The following is a 14,057-nucleotide window of genomic DNA, read 5'->3' on the forward strand; positions in this document are numbered from 1 at the left end:
ATTGGTGAAACATGACAACAAAACAATATCTTGAGACACTCAAACAGCAATTACGCCATCATGAATATCAATACCATGTATTGGATGCACCTGAAATTCCCGATGCTGAATATGACAAATTGATGCAAGAGCTCAAGGGTATCGAAGCAGAACATCCTGAGTGGATCACCAGTGATTCTCCAACTCAACGCGTAGGGGCTGCACCATTGGCCGCATTTGATACGGTGCGCCATGAAGTGCCTATGTTGTCGCTGGATAACGTATTTGATGAAGAAAGCTATCTTGCGTTCGATAAGCGTGTCAGAGATAGATTAAAAAACAATCAAGAACAAACATTTTGCTGTGAACTAAAATTAGATGGCCTTGCGGTGAGTCTGCTGTATGAAAATGGTGAACTTGTCCAAGCAGCGACGCGTGGTGATGGTACTGTCGGTGAAAATATCACCTCAAATGTCCGAACGATTCGTGCCATTCCGCTACGTTTGATAGGTGATAACATTCCTACACGAGTGGAAATTCGCGGGGAAGTGTTCATGCCACAAAAAGGCTTTGAAGCTTTAAATGAAGAGGCTCGCCGTACAGGTGGCAAAGTGTTTGCTAACCCACGTAATGCGGCAGCGGGCTCATTACGTCAACTCGACCCACGAATTACGGCTAAAAGACCATTAACTTTCTATTGTTACGGCGTCGGCTTGGTAGAAGAAGGCTCTTTACCCGATACGCATTATGAGCGTCTCATGCAATTTAAAGCATGGGGACTACCGGTCAGCGATTATGTCCAATTACGTACAGGTGCTCAGGCCGTATTAGACTTCTATCATGAGATAGAAAAAGCGCGGCCAACCCTCGGCTTTGATATTGATGGCGTAGTGATTAAAATTAACGCCATAGCGACTCAGGAAGAGTTAGGTTTCGTTGCACGTGCCCCGCGTTGGGCGACAGCCTTTAAATTCCCTGCACAAGAGCAAATGACCCTTTTAAAAGACGTGGAATTCCAAGTTGGTCGTACAGGTGCTATTACGCCTGTGGCTCGTCTTGAACCTGTTCAAGTGGCGGGGGTCATCGTCAGTAATGCTACGCTACATAACGCTGACGAAATTGAGCGTTTAGGTGTGCATATCGGTGATACTGTCGTGATCCGTCGTGCCGGTGATGTTATTCCACAAATTGTTAGCGTCGTCGAATCAGAACGTCCTGCTGATAGCCGTGAAATTGTCTTCCCAACCCATTGCCCTGTCTGTGGTTCAGACGTTGAACGCGTAGAAGGTGAGGCAGTTGCACGTTGTACTGGCGGTTTGATTTGTGGTGCTCAGCGCAAAGAGGCACTTAAACATTTTGTTTCCCGTCGAGCCATGGACGTCGATGGAATGGGCGATAAAATCATCGACCAATTAGTCGAAAAAGAATATGTGAAAACCCCTGCTGACCTGTATCAATTAACCGCGGGGATTTTGACGGGGCTTGATCGTATGGGGCCGAAATCAGCACAAAATTTGGTCGATGCATTAAACAAATCCAAATCAACCACATTAGCTCGTTTTATCTATGCGTTAGGTATTCGTGAAGTGGGAGAGGCAACCGCTGCAAATTTAGCGGCACACTATGGCACGTTAGAGGCAGTGATGACGGCTGATGAGGAGTCCCTAAAAACCGTACAAGACATTGGTCATGTTGTCGCGAAGCACGTAGTTAACTTTTTCCGTGAAGAACACAACCAAGCTGTTATTCATGATCTCGTACATAAAGCGAATATCCATTGGCCACAAGCGGTTGCTGTAGATGCGAGTACTATCGACAGCCCATTTGCAGGAAAAACCGTTGTCTTAACTGGCTCTCTCAGTCGACTCACTCGCGATGAGGCGAAAGATAAATTAGTTGCCTTGGGCGCGAAAGTCTCTGGTAGCGTTTCTAAGAAGACGGATTTGGTTATTGCGGGTGAAGCTGCGGGTTCAAAACTGGCGAAAGCGAATGAGTTAGGTATACCCGTCATTGATGAAGATGAGCTTATTGCGTTATTAGGTGCCTAATCTTTTTATTGACGTATCGTATTTAAGTTGCAGTGCTGTTAGCGGTATTTATGCCTCTGCTGACTCACTGCTGCTTAAAGTTTATTGCATCAATATTTGAAGAAATGGTGTATTACCTATAAAATGCGTATTGATATGACCTGCGTCAATCTTCCTGCCGAGAATCGAATTTCTCCTTAAAAGTGTGAGCCATATAGTCTTTTCACAAAATACACAGTGTTCATTTTCATGCTAATGTGATGCTTATCGCATTTAAATGTCGTCTATTACATAGAATAGTCATATGACCGCATTATTAAATTTGTATGGAGTCGCATATGACCTCGATCCTGCATTTTGTTTTATCCCTTATAGTCATTGGCGCACTTGCCGTATTAGCGAGTAGTAACCGTAAAGCGATACGGTTACGTTATGTTATTCAACTCCTCGTTATCCAAGTTGCATTGGCATATTTTTTCTTACATTCGAATATAGGTTCTTCATTCGTACTTGCTGTTGCGGGGGTCTTTACCCATTTATTAGGTTATGCAGCGGAGGGAACCAAATTTATTTTTGGGGGGATGATCGAAGAAAATTTAGCATTCTTCTTCTTACAAGTTCTTTGTCCCATTATCTTTATCTCCGCGCTCATCGGTATTTTACAACATATCAAAGTGTTGCCGATTGTGATCCGTGTCATCGGGACGGTATTATCTAAAGTTAATGGAATGGGCAAGTTAGAGTCATTCAATGCGGTCAGTTCACTGCTCTTAGGACAATCAGAGAACTTTATTGCTTATAAAGATCAGTTAGGCAAAATGTCTGAGCGTAGAATGTATACGATGGCAGCGACCGCGATGTCGACAGTGTCGATGTCTATTGTGGGTGCCTATATGACCATGTTAGAACCGCGTTTTGTGGTCGCAGCATTAGTGCTTAACATGTTTGGTACTTTCGTTATTCTCTCTTTGATTAACCCGTACCCACCAGAAGCGGAAGAAGAGTTGCAAATGAGCAACATTCATGAGGGGCAAAGCTTCTTTGAAATGCTGGGTGAATATATTCTTGCAGGTTTTAAAGTTGCGATTATCGTATCAGCAATGTTAATCGGTTTTATTGCATTGATTGCCATGGTTAATGGTATTTGTATGGCTATCTTTGATATCAAATTCCAAACCATGTTGGGCTATGTATTCTATCCATTCGCTTGGATACTTGGAATTCCAGCCGACGAAGCATTACAAGTAGGCGGTATTATGGCGGTGAAAATGGTAACCAATGAGTTCGTTGCGATGAGTGACTTACAAGCCGTTGCTGCTGGACTATCGACCCGCTCAGTGGGGATCCTATCGGTTTTCTTAGTCTCATTTGCTAACTTCTCTTCAATTGGTATTGTTGCAGGTGCTATCAAAGGGTTGAATGAGAAACAAGGGAACACAGTTGCTCGTTTTGGTCTTAAATTACTGTTCGGTTCAACCTTAGTGAGCTTCCTATCAGCGGCTGTTGTTGGATTGATTCTGTAACTCACTAAAAAGTGTTAAAGTGTTGAGCGGCATTCATGATGAATGCCGCTTTGTTTTTGGAGGGCAAATGGAAAAACAAGATCTGATCGATATAGCAAACACATCAATGCCGTTTGGCAAATATAAAGGTCGTGTTTTGATTGACCTTCCAGAAGAATACCTCTTATGGTTCTATAAAAAAGGGGAATTTCCACAAGGGCGATTAGGGCAATTGATGGAAATGGCATTAGGCTTAAAAATAGAGGGGCTAGATGGCCTTGTAAAGCCTTTAAAGCGTTCTTAGGCTTGTAATTGATTAACGGCTATCATCGTCTGTGAGAGCCGTACATAAACAAATGGAGTGATTATTTGCTACCAATCCATAGGCCGTGTTGCCACGGTCTGATGTGTTGGAAAAAGAGGCAAAATGTCTAAGGCAATTTCTTCAATAACGTCTTTAGCAGGACGCTGAGAAAATTGAATGCCAAGGGCGGCATGATTAACACCCGCTGACTGCCATTGTTCTAATAATTCGATCAGCCCATGACGTCCTGTTCGTAGCACGTAACCCCCATTTAATGCTGTTCTTGGATAATTAGGGTCATCAACTAAATCAATCCATTCATTAGTGATATGCGGGCGAAAATGATTGTCTGGTATTAAATTACGCCATGTCCGAATTTTCTCAGCGAGTCGTATCGGGCCTTGTTTATCGCTAGTGGAACCGGGGTAGGTTAACCATCCATCTGAATGATCTGCAATCCATTGCAACGACTGTCCTGAATTACCCGTCACAATTAAAGGGATTTCTCCTGTACTAGGCTTAGGAAGCAACTCTACCCCCGTAAATTGTCCAAGTGATGAATTAACGGTTAATTCCCCGTGTTGCATCAATTGTCGGAAAAGCTGTATAGACTCTGCAAAACGTTCTGCTCGTTGATTGTGTTGCAAACCATAAGCAGGAAACTCGATATATCTATCACCAGAAGCGACACCTAGCACAAGGCGGCCTCCTGATAGTTGGTCAATGGTCACTGCCATTTTGGCAAGGTCGATAGGATGACGTAAGGTAAAAATGGCACTGCCTGTGGCTAAAGCAATATTTTTTGTTTGGGCTGCAATAAAAGCAAGATAGGTAAAGGGATCGAAAAGTTGCCCTGCGTCGCCGAAATCAGCCGTGAATAAGGGAATATCGCGTACCCAGATGGCCGCGAAGTTATGCTTGTCAATTTCTTGAATCAATACACTTTGTCCAGTCAGCACACGAATATCATTGCGGTAAAAACGTAGAGGTAAAAATACCCCGACTGTTAATGAATCGGCTTTGAACATCCTTTGATAGCCTGGATGATTGGAAAAGGCCATATTGTTTATTTCGTTAATATTATTCATTTTATCCTTTTAGGCTCCAGTGGCGGGGGCTGGCAAAGTGATGCCTTTGACGACGGCAGGGCGTTTAGCAATACGCTCGTACCATGCACAAAGGTGCTCAAAACGGCTGAAGTCAAAATTAACAATACGTGCAATATGCAACCAACCAAAATTAGCAATATCTGCAATGGAATACTGTTCTCCAGCGAGATAGCGGTGATGTTGTAGTTGGTTATTTAAAACGGATAAAGCATTGTCACTTAGATGTTGATAACGTTGGATGGCTTCAGGGATCTGTAACTCACTAAAAATTTCAAAATGAACTCTTTGCCCTAGCATTGGCCCAACACTTGCGGAGTGAAACTGTAGCCACTTTATGGTTTCCCAGCGAATTCTTAGGTCTCTATCAAGAAGTTTTCCGGTTTTTTCAGCTAGATAGAGCAAAATTGCAGCTGATTCAAATAAAGTTATCCCTGTTTCCGTATCCGTTATCACAGGGATCCGTCCATGTGGGTTTAAATTTAAAAAATCAGCCTGTTTATGCTCCCCCTTATCAATATTAACGGTATGCAAACGGTAGGGGAGTGCTAATTCTTCTAATAGAATGGTGATTTTAAAACCATTTGGTGAGCTGTCAGTATAGAGTTCGATCATTTTATTTCTCGATGAGTTAAACTAAACATATGATGTAAGACTTTTTAGTATTTCGTTTAAAACCAGTAAAATAAAACGATTTAATCTAACTCTGAGTTTAGAGAAACTAAATTATGAATCCCGTATTACCGCTATTAGCATTACGCGCTTTTACCGAGGTGGCTCGGTACAACAGCATAAAACAGGCAGCGCAAGTTCTCGGCGTGACTTCAGGTGCAGTTAGCCAACAAATTCGCTTGCTAGAAACGCGTGTAGGGCGCCCATTATTTATTCGGCAGCGCTATCACATGGTACTAACCGAGGAGGCTGCTCGCATCTATCCTACGCTTTTACAGGCATTCGAACAGATCGAAAGTAGTATGCGGCAATTGGAAGAGACGAAAGTCAAAAATAGTTTAACCATTAGCACCGTTCCTTCTTTCGCCGCCTCATGGTTAATCCCTCGATTAGGCGATTTTAGAACTCGTTATCCAGAAATTGAATTACGTATCGAAGCTTCTGCAAATCTCGTTAATCTAAGAAAAGATCCTGTTGATATTGCGATCCGTCATGGATTGGGAAAATATCCGGGATTGCATACAGAGCATCTAATGACGCCAACGTTACTGCCAGTTGCTAGCCCGCATTTTTTCACTCATGGTAAAATCACAAAAATGCCCGTCACCCCAGAGGCGTGTTTAAATTACCCATTATTACAAGACAGTGACCGTGCAGACTGGTCATTATGGTTAACCGCTCATGGCGTTAAAATTGATGAAAGAGCAAAAAGGGGCAGCACCTTTGATGATGATTATTTACTGATTCGAGCGGCTATTGCAGGGCAAGGGATTGCGTTGGTGCCTCAAGCCTATGCTCAACAGGAAATGGCTGAGGGAAGATTAATTCAAGTGCTTGATAAGCCTTGGCCAGCTCAATTCGCGTATTATTTAGTGATGTTGGAAGCCTCACGGCAACGACCTGAAATAGATGCATTTGTTTGCTGGATACAGCAGCAGGCTGCAATGAATATAGAATAATAACGAGGTCAATTTCTAATATTTAGGGGGAGACTGAAAAAGGGAGTGGTGGAGCTAAGCGGGATCGAACCGCTGACCTCTTGCATGCCATGCAAGCGCTCTCCCAGCTGAGCTATAGCCCCAACAAAATGATTTTGATACCACCTAACAGGGAATTAGATGGTGGAGCTAAGCGGGATCGAACCGCTGACCTCTTGCATGCCATGCAAGCGCTCTCCCAGCTGAGCTATAGCCCCAAACAAAATCCTTTGGACGGAGGGCATAATATTCAAGCAATGCTAGGGTGTCAATCAAATAATGTGAAATTGAGTTTAACTGCTGAATTATAGAGCATTTAATCATCAAGAACGGGGTTTAGTGAGGTATTGGCCGGTGATTAATCGTTGCGAATGATTTATTAACAAAGCTAAACATGGCAAAAAGCCCTATTTTAAATAGGGCTTTGGGGGAGGCGTTATTGTGCAGACGCTTCGCGTTCGCTGATGAAAGCTAATGCTTTATCAATACGAGTGATTGAACGCGCTTGACCTATCGCATGTACAGTCACATCTAACGCGGGTGATTGGCCGGCACCTGTCACTGCAACACGTAATGGCATACCGACTTTACCCATACCGACTTCAAGCTCTGCGGCTGTTTGCTCAATGGCTTGATGAACATTTTCAGCTGTCCAATGAGTGATTGCCGCTAATTTTTGTTTGACGGTTTCTAATGGTTGACGAGCAACAGGGCGCAAGTGTTTTTTCGCGGCATCGGCATCAAACTCAGCAAAGTCTTCATAGAAGTAATGGCAAGATTCTGCAATTTCCTTCAACGTCTTACAACGTTCGCCTAACAATTTCACTAGCTCAGCTAATTGTGGGCCGTTTTCAGTATTGATATTTTGTTGTTCAATATGCCATGCAAGATGAACCGCGACTTCTTCAGCAGGTAACTGATTAATATAGTGGTGGTTTAACCAAAGTAATTTATCGGTATTGAATGCACTGGCTGATTTGCTAATGGCATCTAGGCTGAAGTATTCAATCATCTCTTCACGAGAAAAGATTTCTTGGTCGCCATGTGACCAGCCCAACCGAACTAAATAGTTGAGTAGCGCTTCTGGTAAATAACCTTCATCACGATACTGCATTACACTGACTGCACCATGACGTTTAGACAGTTTTTTCCCATCATCACCTAAAATCATTGAAACGTGCGCGTATTCTGGAACCGGCGCGCCCAGCGCTTTGAGGATATTAATTTGACGAGGGGTGTTATTAATATGGTCTTCACCACGGATAACGTGAGTAATTTCCATATCCCAGTCATCAATCACCACACAGAAGTTATAAGTTGGTGAACCATCTGTACGGCGGATGATGAGATCATCGAGCTCTTGGTTACTGAACTCAATAGGACCGCGGATGTTATCATCAAAAATAACTGAGCCTTCTTGTGGATTACGGAAACGAACGACATGAGGCTCGTCTGGTGTGTGATTATGGGCGTGATCTCGGCAGCAGCCGTCATAGCGCGGTTTTTCACCAGAAGCCATTTGTTGGTCACGTAATGCTTCTAAACGCTCTTTAGAGCAGTAACAACGATAAGCGGTGCCCGCGTCAAGCATTTGATCAATGACTTCGTTGTAGCGATCAAAGCGCTTCGTTTGATAATAAGGGCCTTCATCCCAATTCAAATTTAACCAGTTCATACCATCCATAATGGCATCGATAGCTTCCTGGGTTGAACGTTCTAAATCGGTATCTTCAATACGCAGAACAAATTCGCCCTGATTGTGACGGCTGAATAACCAGGAATAAAGCGCAGTACGCGCTCCACCAACATGTAAATAGCCTGTTGGGCTAGGTGCAAAACGGGTTTTAATTTTACTCATCGAGATTGCCTTAATTGCGATACGTGGTTTCTAACATGTTGGGCTTCTCTAGACTAAGAAGATAGATGAAGCACAAACTTATCTTCTACTTTAGGTTCATTTGATGAAAACGGGGTCAGCAGCACACGTTATTCATCACGAGAAACTCGTCAACAAGTCTAAAATGTTGCTCTATTCTATCACTCTAAAGTGATACCTCAATCAAGTTATCGATAGTTGAGGCAAATAAAATCAGTCGTAAAAGAAAAATAAAGGAGATTTTTCAAGCATAAAAATATTTTTGTTCTAGTATTGTATTTGTTGGGTGATATGGATTAACCATTTATTGGTTAAATAAGGTTCTTTTCTGGCGAATATTGGTACATCTTGCTTATTTTTACAACGAACAGAAAAAATCTATTCAAAAACCGTTGACTCAGAACGAGGGATCCCTATAATGCACCTCCATCGACGGCAGGGCGATTAGCTCAGTTGGTAGAGCATCTCCCTTACAAGGAGGAGGTCACTGGTTCGAACCCGGTATCGCCCACCACTGTCGACGATAAAAGAAGTAAATGAAGTAAATAAATGGGCGATTAGCTCAGTTGGTAGAGCATCTCCCTTACAAGGAGGAGGTCACTGGTTCGAGCCCGGTATCGCCCACCATTTATTTACAAATATGTGAAGCTTGTCATGAAGTGGGCGATTAGCTCAGTTGGTAGAGCATCTCCCTTACAAGGAGGAGGTCACTGGTTCGAGCCCGGTATCGCCCACCACTTCATTAGTTACTCGCATTATTCATAATACTGATTACAAAAGTTTATAGATGGGTCGTTAGCTCAGTCGGTAGAGCAGTTGACTTTTAATCAATTGGTCGCAGGTTCGAATCCTGCACGACCCACCATTTTAAAATTCAAAATCAGTCATACCAGATGGGTCGTTAGCTCAGTCGGTAGAGCAGTTGACTTTTAATCAATTGGTCGCAGGTTCGAATCCTGCACGACCCACCATCTTATTTATTCCTCTAAATCATCCAACAAACGTTGAAATTCCTTATTGCACATAGCGTGCAGGTGAGAAACTGCATTCAAGTTCAAGTTCAAGTTCAAGTTCAAGTTCAAGTTCAAGTTCAAGTTCAAGTGCAAGTGCAAGTGCAAGTGCAAGTCGGAGCGCAGCAGGGCAGCGTTGCTTTTGTCACAACGACTCGCAGGGGGAGGCCAAAGGCCGAATCATCCTGTACGACCCACCATCTTATCGACTCCTCTAGATCACCCAGCAAAGGTTTAAATTATCTATTGTACTAAACGTGTAGCTGAGAAGCTGTATTCAGGCTCGAGCCAAGCGAAGCGAGACAGCGTTGCGCTAGTGCTTCCCAATGGACATTAACTTTATTACACGCCTAGCCGCTTTTTATTCATAGAAATCGACCTAAGTCTAGCGGAACATCATCGCGAATATGCAAAACAAATAATAGTTCGTTGCATAGCATCCAGCTCCAAACTGTAAAACAGAAACTCCGCAACGCCTTTCAAAGCTCATTTATGGTGAAGTTAGAAATGATGTATTGCCATGAATGGGCGTAAAAGAAATACAGCAATCCTAAAACATAACTTAGAAGCGTATTTAGTTTTGATTGATGATTATCTTTCGATTAATAAATGTACGGAATAGCCTTAAGGATATACTTAATATCGCTTTAGTTTAACTCTTTAGCATTATTCTATATGTATCCAGATTTTGTTTTATTAAGTGTCTGGACGAGAGATTGATCGTGTTACTTGGGAAATTCGGTGGCGAATTCATTAAATATCGCGTATATCATCGGCGAGTACGCTTATCTGAGTATATGCAGTATGAAGTATTTTTCGCGGAACAAATAGGAAGTCTATTTGCTTATCACTCAAATTAAAGATGCTCTATTTTTAAGCAACAGAATCGGGCTTGTTAAGTGTAAATTTTTCTTAATCATATTATTTCATTTATCCTCTCGAATAGAGAATATTCTATTAACGGTCATGTATAGTTGATTTTCTTATTGTCACGCCGCGTTATTTCATTGTGGGTCTAGCAGCAACGCTGGCTGGGTCAGCTCTTTAATATGTTAAAGCTTAAAAAATGATTCATCTTGATAATGTTAGTCTTAATAGGAGTAATGAATCTTCTATAAGATAGGCTTATTAATACTAAATTTAACAATCAATAAATAAAATATCATTTCGAGCAGTTGTGGTGTGTTTTGTGCAAAAAAAGAGTATCACATAAAGATGTTTTTATTATTGTTCGTTTTACCTGATAGGGTGTTTTTACACGTAAAAATAGTAAATATCTTCCCTAATAAGTGCTTATATTTCATTTGCCTAGCGAAAAAGAGGAAAATCAAAAATAGTGGGTAATATTCTATAAAAGTTGATGATATAAAAAACTGCCAATGAAAATTTTATAGATATAATTCTCGCAAGTTTAATTTACAACAGGAATATAATTACAAATAATCGTATATAGAGGGATTTATCGGTATAAAAATCTGTGTATTTGTGGAAATTTAATTTTTTGTTTTTTGTGATATGCTTCATGTATAGCAAACCAAAATGATACTTAGGGTTAATGTTTTGTTATGTTGAGTACATTGGCTATAGTCTATTTTTTATGCTGCTTTAAAAATCGAGTATTTTTTGCCGATTGTAACAAAAGGACTATTGTTATAAGTTATTGATATTTAAGTTATCAAAATGATAATATGGGAAAGATTTCCATTTTTTACTTAGTTTTACAGTTTTAGTGTATTTATCGTATTATGTATATTCATAAAATGAATATTACTTTGAAAAATCATTAATACTGTTACAGTGTTAAATTATTCTGTTTATTTCTTTTATTTTTAGATTTTTTATCGGTTAAATGAGCTTAATTTAGATAATAACTCTGTAGCTACCTGTTGGGTTGAGTTCGAACAGAACAACAATTATTAATTGTTAAGTTAATTAACTAATTGAAAATTAAGAGTAATATGCGAGCTGTGGATTTTTTGTGATTATGAAAATATTTAGTTACATAGTTGCAATGTCTTTTTTGGATTAGTTGAAACTAATTATATGGCTAGTATATCATCCCTCTCAAGATATATGCTGAATCGTCGTTAACACACCCTAATGGCTATATCATAAATAAAGATAACAATAGAAAAACACAGAGAATCACCTGCTGATTTTTTATTTCATTAATAATATAAGTTGAAGCGAGAATGTTTATGAATACAAAATATCCTGTCGCTTGTGCAGTTGGACAAAAAATTAAATCGTTAAGAAAATCTCAGGGCTATACCGTTTTCCAGTTAGCTAAAGAGATTGATATCAGCGAACAACAGCTATTCCGTTATGAGCGTGGAGTAAATCGTATAGATATTGATTGCCTAGTAAGAGTACTAAAAGTATTAGATGTGAATATGGGCGAGTTTTTCAGTGAAGTTCTACAAGATGATTCTCATGCTAATGAGGACAAAGAATCTAAAGGGTTTGACGACTCTATTTATTCTCTCATTTAAAGAACAGTTAATTATGTTTCAAAATGAAACTTAATTAAGTGAACAACGCTTAATTGTTTCAATTAAGAACATTATTATACTAATAGCAATTGAGAATTCTCTCTATTGAGAATACTGATAAATTCTTGTATCTATCTTTATTTATCTGCTATCAAATAAAAGCCCTATTATGGGCTTTTATTTTTTTATCAATAGAATTTCAGGAGATTGTCTAAGTGAAAAACGGAGAGATGGATAAGTGGATAAAAGAAGGCGACAGATTCAACATCAGTTAATTTTATTATTCACCAAATTAACTGATGTTATGAATTTTTTGACTAATTCTCTTCTTGGGAAATAGGCTCTAATACAGCAGTAACAATCCGAGAACCAATCATCTCACTAATTCTTATCTGTAAGCTGGCAAGGCTAATCACCGTGCCTTGTGTCGGCTCACTTGTGGTAATGCTATAAATAAACTGGTCGAGAGTTTGGTTATTTTCATTATCAATCAAAATGCCGTAAGACTCATAGATTTCATCTAATCTTGTTGTTCCTTTTAGACTAAGTCCGGAGGTCGGCAGTTCAATAGGGCTGAGGTCCGGAGAAACTTGTTCCGAAAACAGACGTTCTAAAAAAGGACGATTTTCTGGTTTTAGCACAACAAACAAATGGTCGTCAGCAAATAACTTTGTTGAGCCTCGTGGTGGAAGCACTCCTTTACCACGGGTTATCATCGCAATGACCGTTTGGTCAGGCAGTGCGAGCTGAGATAAACGTCTTCCCACGGCAGAACAGTCCTCACCTAAGGTGTATTCCACTAGGTCAGCATCGATTTGGTCTACCGCTGTAATATCTAGCGTCGCGGCTGGTAGCAGCGGAGGGGGTTGCATCAAATTCAGTTTTCGTGCGACATATGGCAAGGTGGAACCTTGTAAGGTTGCAGAAATCAGTACAACGAAGAAAACCACATCAAAAATGAGATTCGCGCCTGGCAACCCATAAATAAAGGGGAAAATCGCCAAAATAATAGGAACAGAACCTCTGAGTCCAACCCACGAAACTAGCGTGATCTCTTCACGGGTAAAGCCAAAAAATCTCAAAACAGGCACAACGGCAATAGGGCGAGCAATAAAGGTGAGTACCAGTGCAATAACGAGCCCTTCAAACCACACCTCGAGCAACGAGCTTGGATTGACTAATAGGCCTAACATAACGAACATAATGATTTGGCTTAACCAAGCTAATCCATCATGAAACAAAAAAGTGTTACGCTGGAAAACAAATCGTGCGTTACCAATAACCACACCAGTGACAAAAATAGATAAAAAACCACTACCTTGTAGATTACTCGCAAGACCAAATGACAACAGGCCACAGGCAGCGACAAGCACAGGATAGAGACCCGTTGCTAACAACTTTATCTTATTAATGATTTTGATGGATATCCAACCAACGCTGAGACCAACAATCGTACCAATTCCCATTTGGCTGACGAACAGTAACAACAACTCTGTTCCTGAGGCGGTTTGGTTCATCAACAGCTGCAATAAACCAACAGTTAAGAAAATTGCCATTGGATCGTTGGTGGCACTTTCTATTTCTAACGTAGACTGCAAACGCTCATTGAGATAGATACCGGCATTACGTAATAAAGAAAAAACGGCAGCCGCGTCTGTAGAACCGACGATGGCACCGAGTAAAAGCCCTTCAAGTAATGGGATCCCAAGAATATAGGCCGCAGCGAGTCCAGTAATCCCAGCGGTGATCAGAACACCGAATGTTGCTAGGGTAAATGCTGGTTTCCAAACAAGGCGAATAGATTTTACCGACGTTTGCAAACCACCATCAAATAAGATCAGGGCTAATGCGAGTGAACCTACGGCATAAGAAACGTTAACATTATTAAACGCGATTTGGCCGATACCATCTTCACCTGCTAGCATTCCTATAAATAAGAACATAACAAGCATGGGTAAACCTAATCGAGCTGAGAGCTTACTGGAAAAAATGCCCAGTAAAATGAGGATTGAAGTAAGTAATATCAGTTGTTCTATAGTCGGCATAATCAGATTTAAGTTAGGGGTTGATAACACGCTGATGATGCAGTAGTGTTGCGTATAACGTAATCAG

The 14,057-nt window shown here is 40.8% G+C and carries 10 protein-coding genes and 7 tRNA genes; 11 read left to right on the forward strand and 6 right to left on the reverse strand.

All coding sequences use genetic code 11. From position 1 onward, the window contains the following. Positions 1–11 precede the first annotated feature (11 nt). The 3 genes from ligA to ACWPW6_RS07310 all read left to right on the forward strand — a co-directional run bounded on the left by ligA (position 12) and on the right by ACWPW6_RS07310 (position 3,812). Complete coding sequence (ligA, locus tag ACWPW6_RS07300; RefSeq protein WP_154625129.1) at positions 12–2,027, forward strand: NAD-dependent DNA ligase LigA; 2,016 nt, start codon at positions 12–14, stop codon at positions 2,025–2,027. Positions 2,028–2,344: 317 nt separating this feature from the next. Beyond that, entirely contained in the window at positions 2,345–3,529 is a 1,185-nt protein-coding gene (locus ACWPW6_RS07305) for a NupC/NupG family nucleoside CNT transporter (protein WP_154625128.1), read from the forward strand. A gap of 67 nt (positions 3,530–3,596) precedes the next feature. After that, positions 3,597–3,812 carry a DUF3820 family protein gene (locus tag ACWPW6_RS07310; protein WP_163861035.1) on the forward strand — a complete coding sequence of 72 codons (216 nt, stop codon included), beginning with the start codon at positions 3,597–3,599 and terminating at the stop codon, positions 3,810–3,812. A gap of 68 nt (positions 3,813–3,880) precedes the next feature. Here the strand turns inward: ACWPW6_RS07310 and ACWPW6_RS07315 are convergent, their stop codons facing one another. Beyond that, positions 3,881–4,900 carry an LLM class oxidoreductase gene (locus ACWPW6_RS07315; protein ID WP_231131775.1) on the reverse strand — a complete coding sequence of 340 codons (1,020 nt, stop codon included), beginning with the start codon at positions 4,898–4,900 and terminating at the stop codon, positions 3,881–3,883. A gap of 9 nt (positions 4,901–4,909) precedes the next feature. Continuing rightward, the gene (locus ACWPW6_RS07320) at positions 4,910–5,533 is read right to left on the reverse strand and encodes a glutathione S-transferase family protein (RefSeq protein WP_154625126.1); all 624 of its coding nucleotides are present in this window, start codon (positions 5,531–5,533) and stop codon (positions 4,910–4,912) included. A gap of 113 nt (positions 5,534–5,646) precedes the next feature. Here ACWPW6_RS07320 and gcvA point away from each other — a divergent pair, with 113 nt between their 5' ends. Continuing rightward, on the forward strand, positions 5,647–6,549 hold the full coding sequence (gene gcvA / locus ACWPW6_RS07325) for a transcriptional regulator GcvA (protein WP_250000305.1): 903 nt from the start codon (positions 5,647–5,649) through the stop codon (positions 6,547–6,549). Between the two features lie 46 nt (positions 6,550–6,595). Here gcvA and ACWPW6_RS07330 read toward each other — a convergent pair. The 3 genes from ACWPW6_RS07330 to gltX all read right to left on the reverse strand — a co-directional run bounded on the left by ACWPW6_RS07330 (position 6,596) and on the right by gltX (position 8,425). Then, positions 6,596–6,671 (reverse strand) — tRNA-Ala (locus ACWPW6_RS07330). A 38-nt stretch (positions 6,672–6,709) separates the two neighbouring features. After that, positions 6,710–6,785 (reverse strand) — tRNA-Ala (locus tag ACWPW6_RS07335). A gap of 218 nt (positions 6,786–7,003) precedes the next feature. Next, entirely contained in the window at positions 7,004–8,425 is a 1,422-nt protein-coding gene (gltX, locus tag ACWPW6_RS07340; protein ID WP_154625124.1) for a glutamate--tRNA ligase, read from the reverse strand. A gap of 456 nt (positions 8,426–8,881) precedes the next feature. On the opposite strand from gltX, the gene ACWPW6_RS07345 reads away from it, so the two are divergent. The 7 genes from ACWPW6_RS07345 to ACWPW6_RS07375 all read left to right on the forward strand — a co-directional run bounded on the left by ACWPW6_RS07345 (position 8,882) and on the right by ACWPW6_RS07375 (position 11,945). Next, positions 8,882–8,957: transfer RNA gene (locus ACWPW6_RS07345), tRNA-Val, on the forward strand. Between the two features lie 37 nt (positions 8,958–8,994). Continuing rightward, a tRNA-Val gene (locus tag ACWPW6_RS07350) sits at positions 8,995–9,070 on the forward strand. A 34-nt stretch (positions 9,071–9,104) separates the two neighbouring features. Beyond that, positions 9,105–9,180 (forward strand) — tRNA-Val (locus ACWPW6_RS07355). A gap of 52 nt (positions 9,181–9,232) precedes the next feature. Continuing rightward, a tRNA-Lys gene (locus tag ACWPW6_RS07360) sits at positions 9,233–9,308 on the forward strand. Between the two features lie 30 nt (positions 9,309–9,338). Continuing rightward, positions 9,339–9,414: transfer RNA gene (locus ACWPW6_RS07365), tRNA-Lys, on the forward strand. A gap of 63 nt (positions 9,415–9,477) precedes the next feature. Then, positions 9,478–9,708 (forward strand): hypothetical protein, encoded by a 231-nt coding sequence (locus ACWPW6_RS07370; protein ID WP_250000307.1) that lies wholly within the window; start codon positions 9,478–9,480, stop codon positions 9,706–9,708. A gap of 1,943 nt (positions 9,709–11,651) precedes the next feature. Further along, positions 11,652–11,945 (forward strand): helix-turn-helix domain-containing protein, encoded by a 294-nt coding sequence (locus tag ACWPW6_RS07375; RefSeq protein WP_154635756.1) that lies wholly within the window; start codon positions 11,652–11,654, stop codon positions 11,943–11,945. Between the two features lie 317 nt (positions 11,946–12,262). On the opposite strand, the gene ACWPW6_RS07380 is transcribed toward ACWPW6_RS07375, so the two are convergent. Continuing rightward, positions 12,263–13,990 carry a potassium/proton antiporter gene (locus ACWPW6_RS07380; RefSeq protein ID WP_154623655.1) on the reverse strand — a complete coding sequence of 576 codons (1,728 nt, stop codon included), beginning with the start codon at positions 13,988–13,990 and terminating at the stop codon, positions 12,263–12,265. Between the last annotated feature and the right edge of the window lie 67 nt (positions 13,991–14,057).

This window comes from Providencia sp. Marseille-Q8014, from assembly GCF_965112055.1.

Excerpts from the sequence above, each read along its gene's own strand:
- ligA (WP_154625129.1), top strand. The coding sequence starts at position 12 with ATGACAACAAAACAATATCTTGAGACACTCAAACAGCAATTACGCCAT.
- ACWPW6_RS07305 (WP_154625128.1), top strand. The coding sequence starts at position 2,345 with ATGACCTCGATCCTGCATTTTGTTTTATCCCTTATAGTCATTGGCGCA.
- ACWPW6_RS07310 (WP_163861035.1), top strand. The coding sequence starts at position 3,597 with ATGGAAAAACAAGATCTGATCGATATAGCAAACACATCAATGCCGTTT.
- ACWPW6_RS07315 (WP_231131775.1), bottom strand. The coding sequence starts at position 4,900 with ATGAATAATATTAACGAAATAAACAATATGGCCTTTTCCAATCATCCA.
- ACWPW6_RS07320 (WP_154625126.1), bottom strand. The coding sequence starts at position 5,533 with ATGATCGAACTCTATACTGACAGCTCACCAAATGGTTTTAAAATCACC.
- gcvA (WP_250000305.1), top strand. The coding sequence starts at position 5,647 with ATGAATCCCGTATTACCGCTATTAGCATTACGCGCTTTTACCGAGGTG.
- gltX (WP_154625124.1), bottom strand. The coding sequence starts at position 8,425 with ATGAGTAAAATTAAAACCCGTTTTGCACCTAGCCCAACAGGCTATTTA.
- ACWPW6_RS07375 (WP_154635756.1), top strand. The coding sequence starts at position 11,652 with ATGAATACAAAATATCCTGTCGCTTGTGCAGTTGGACAAAAAATTAAA.
- ACWPW6_RS07380 (WP_154623655.1), bottom strand. The coding sequence starts at position 13,990 with ATGCCGACTATAGAACAACTGATATTACTTACTTCAATCCTCATTTTA.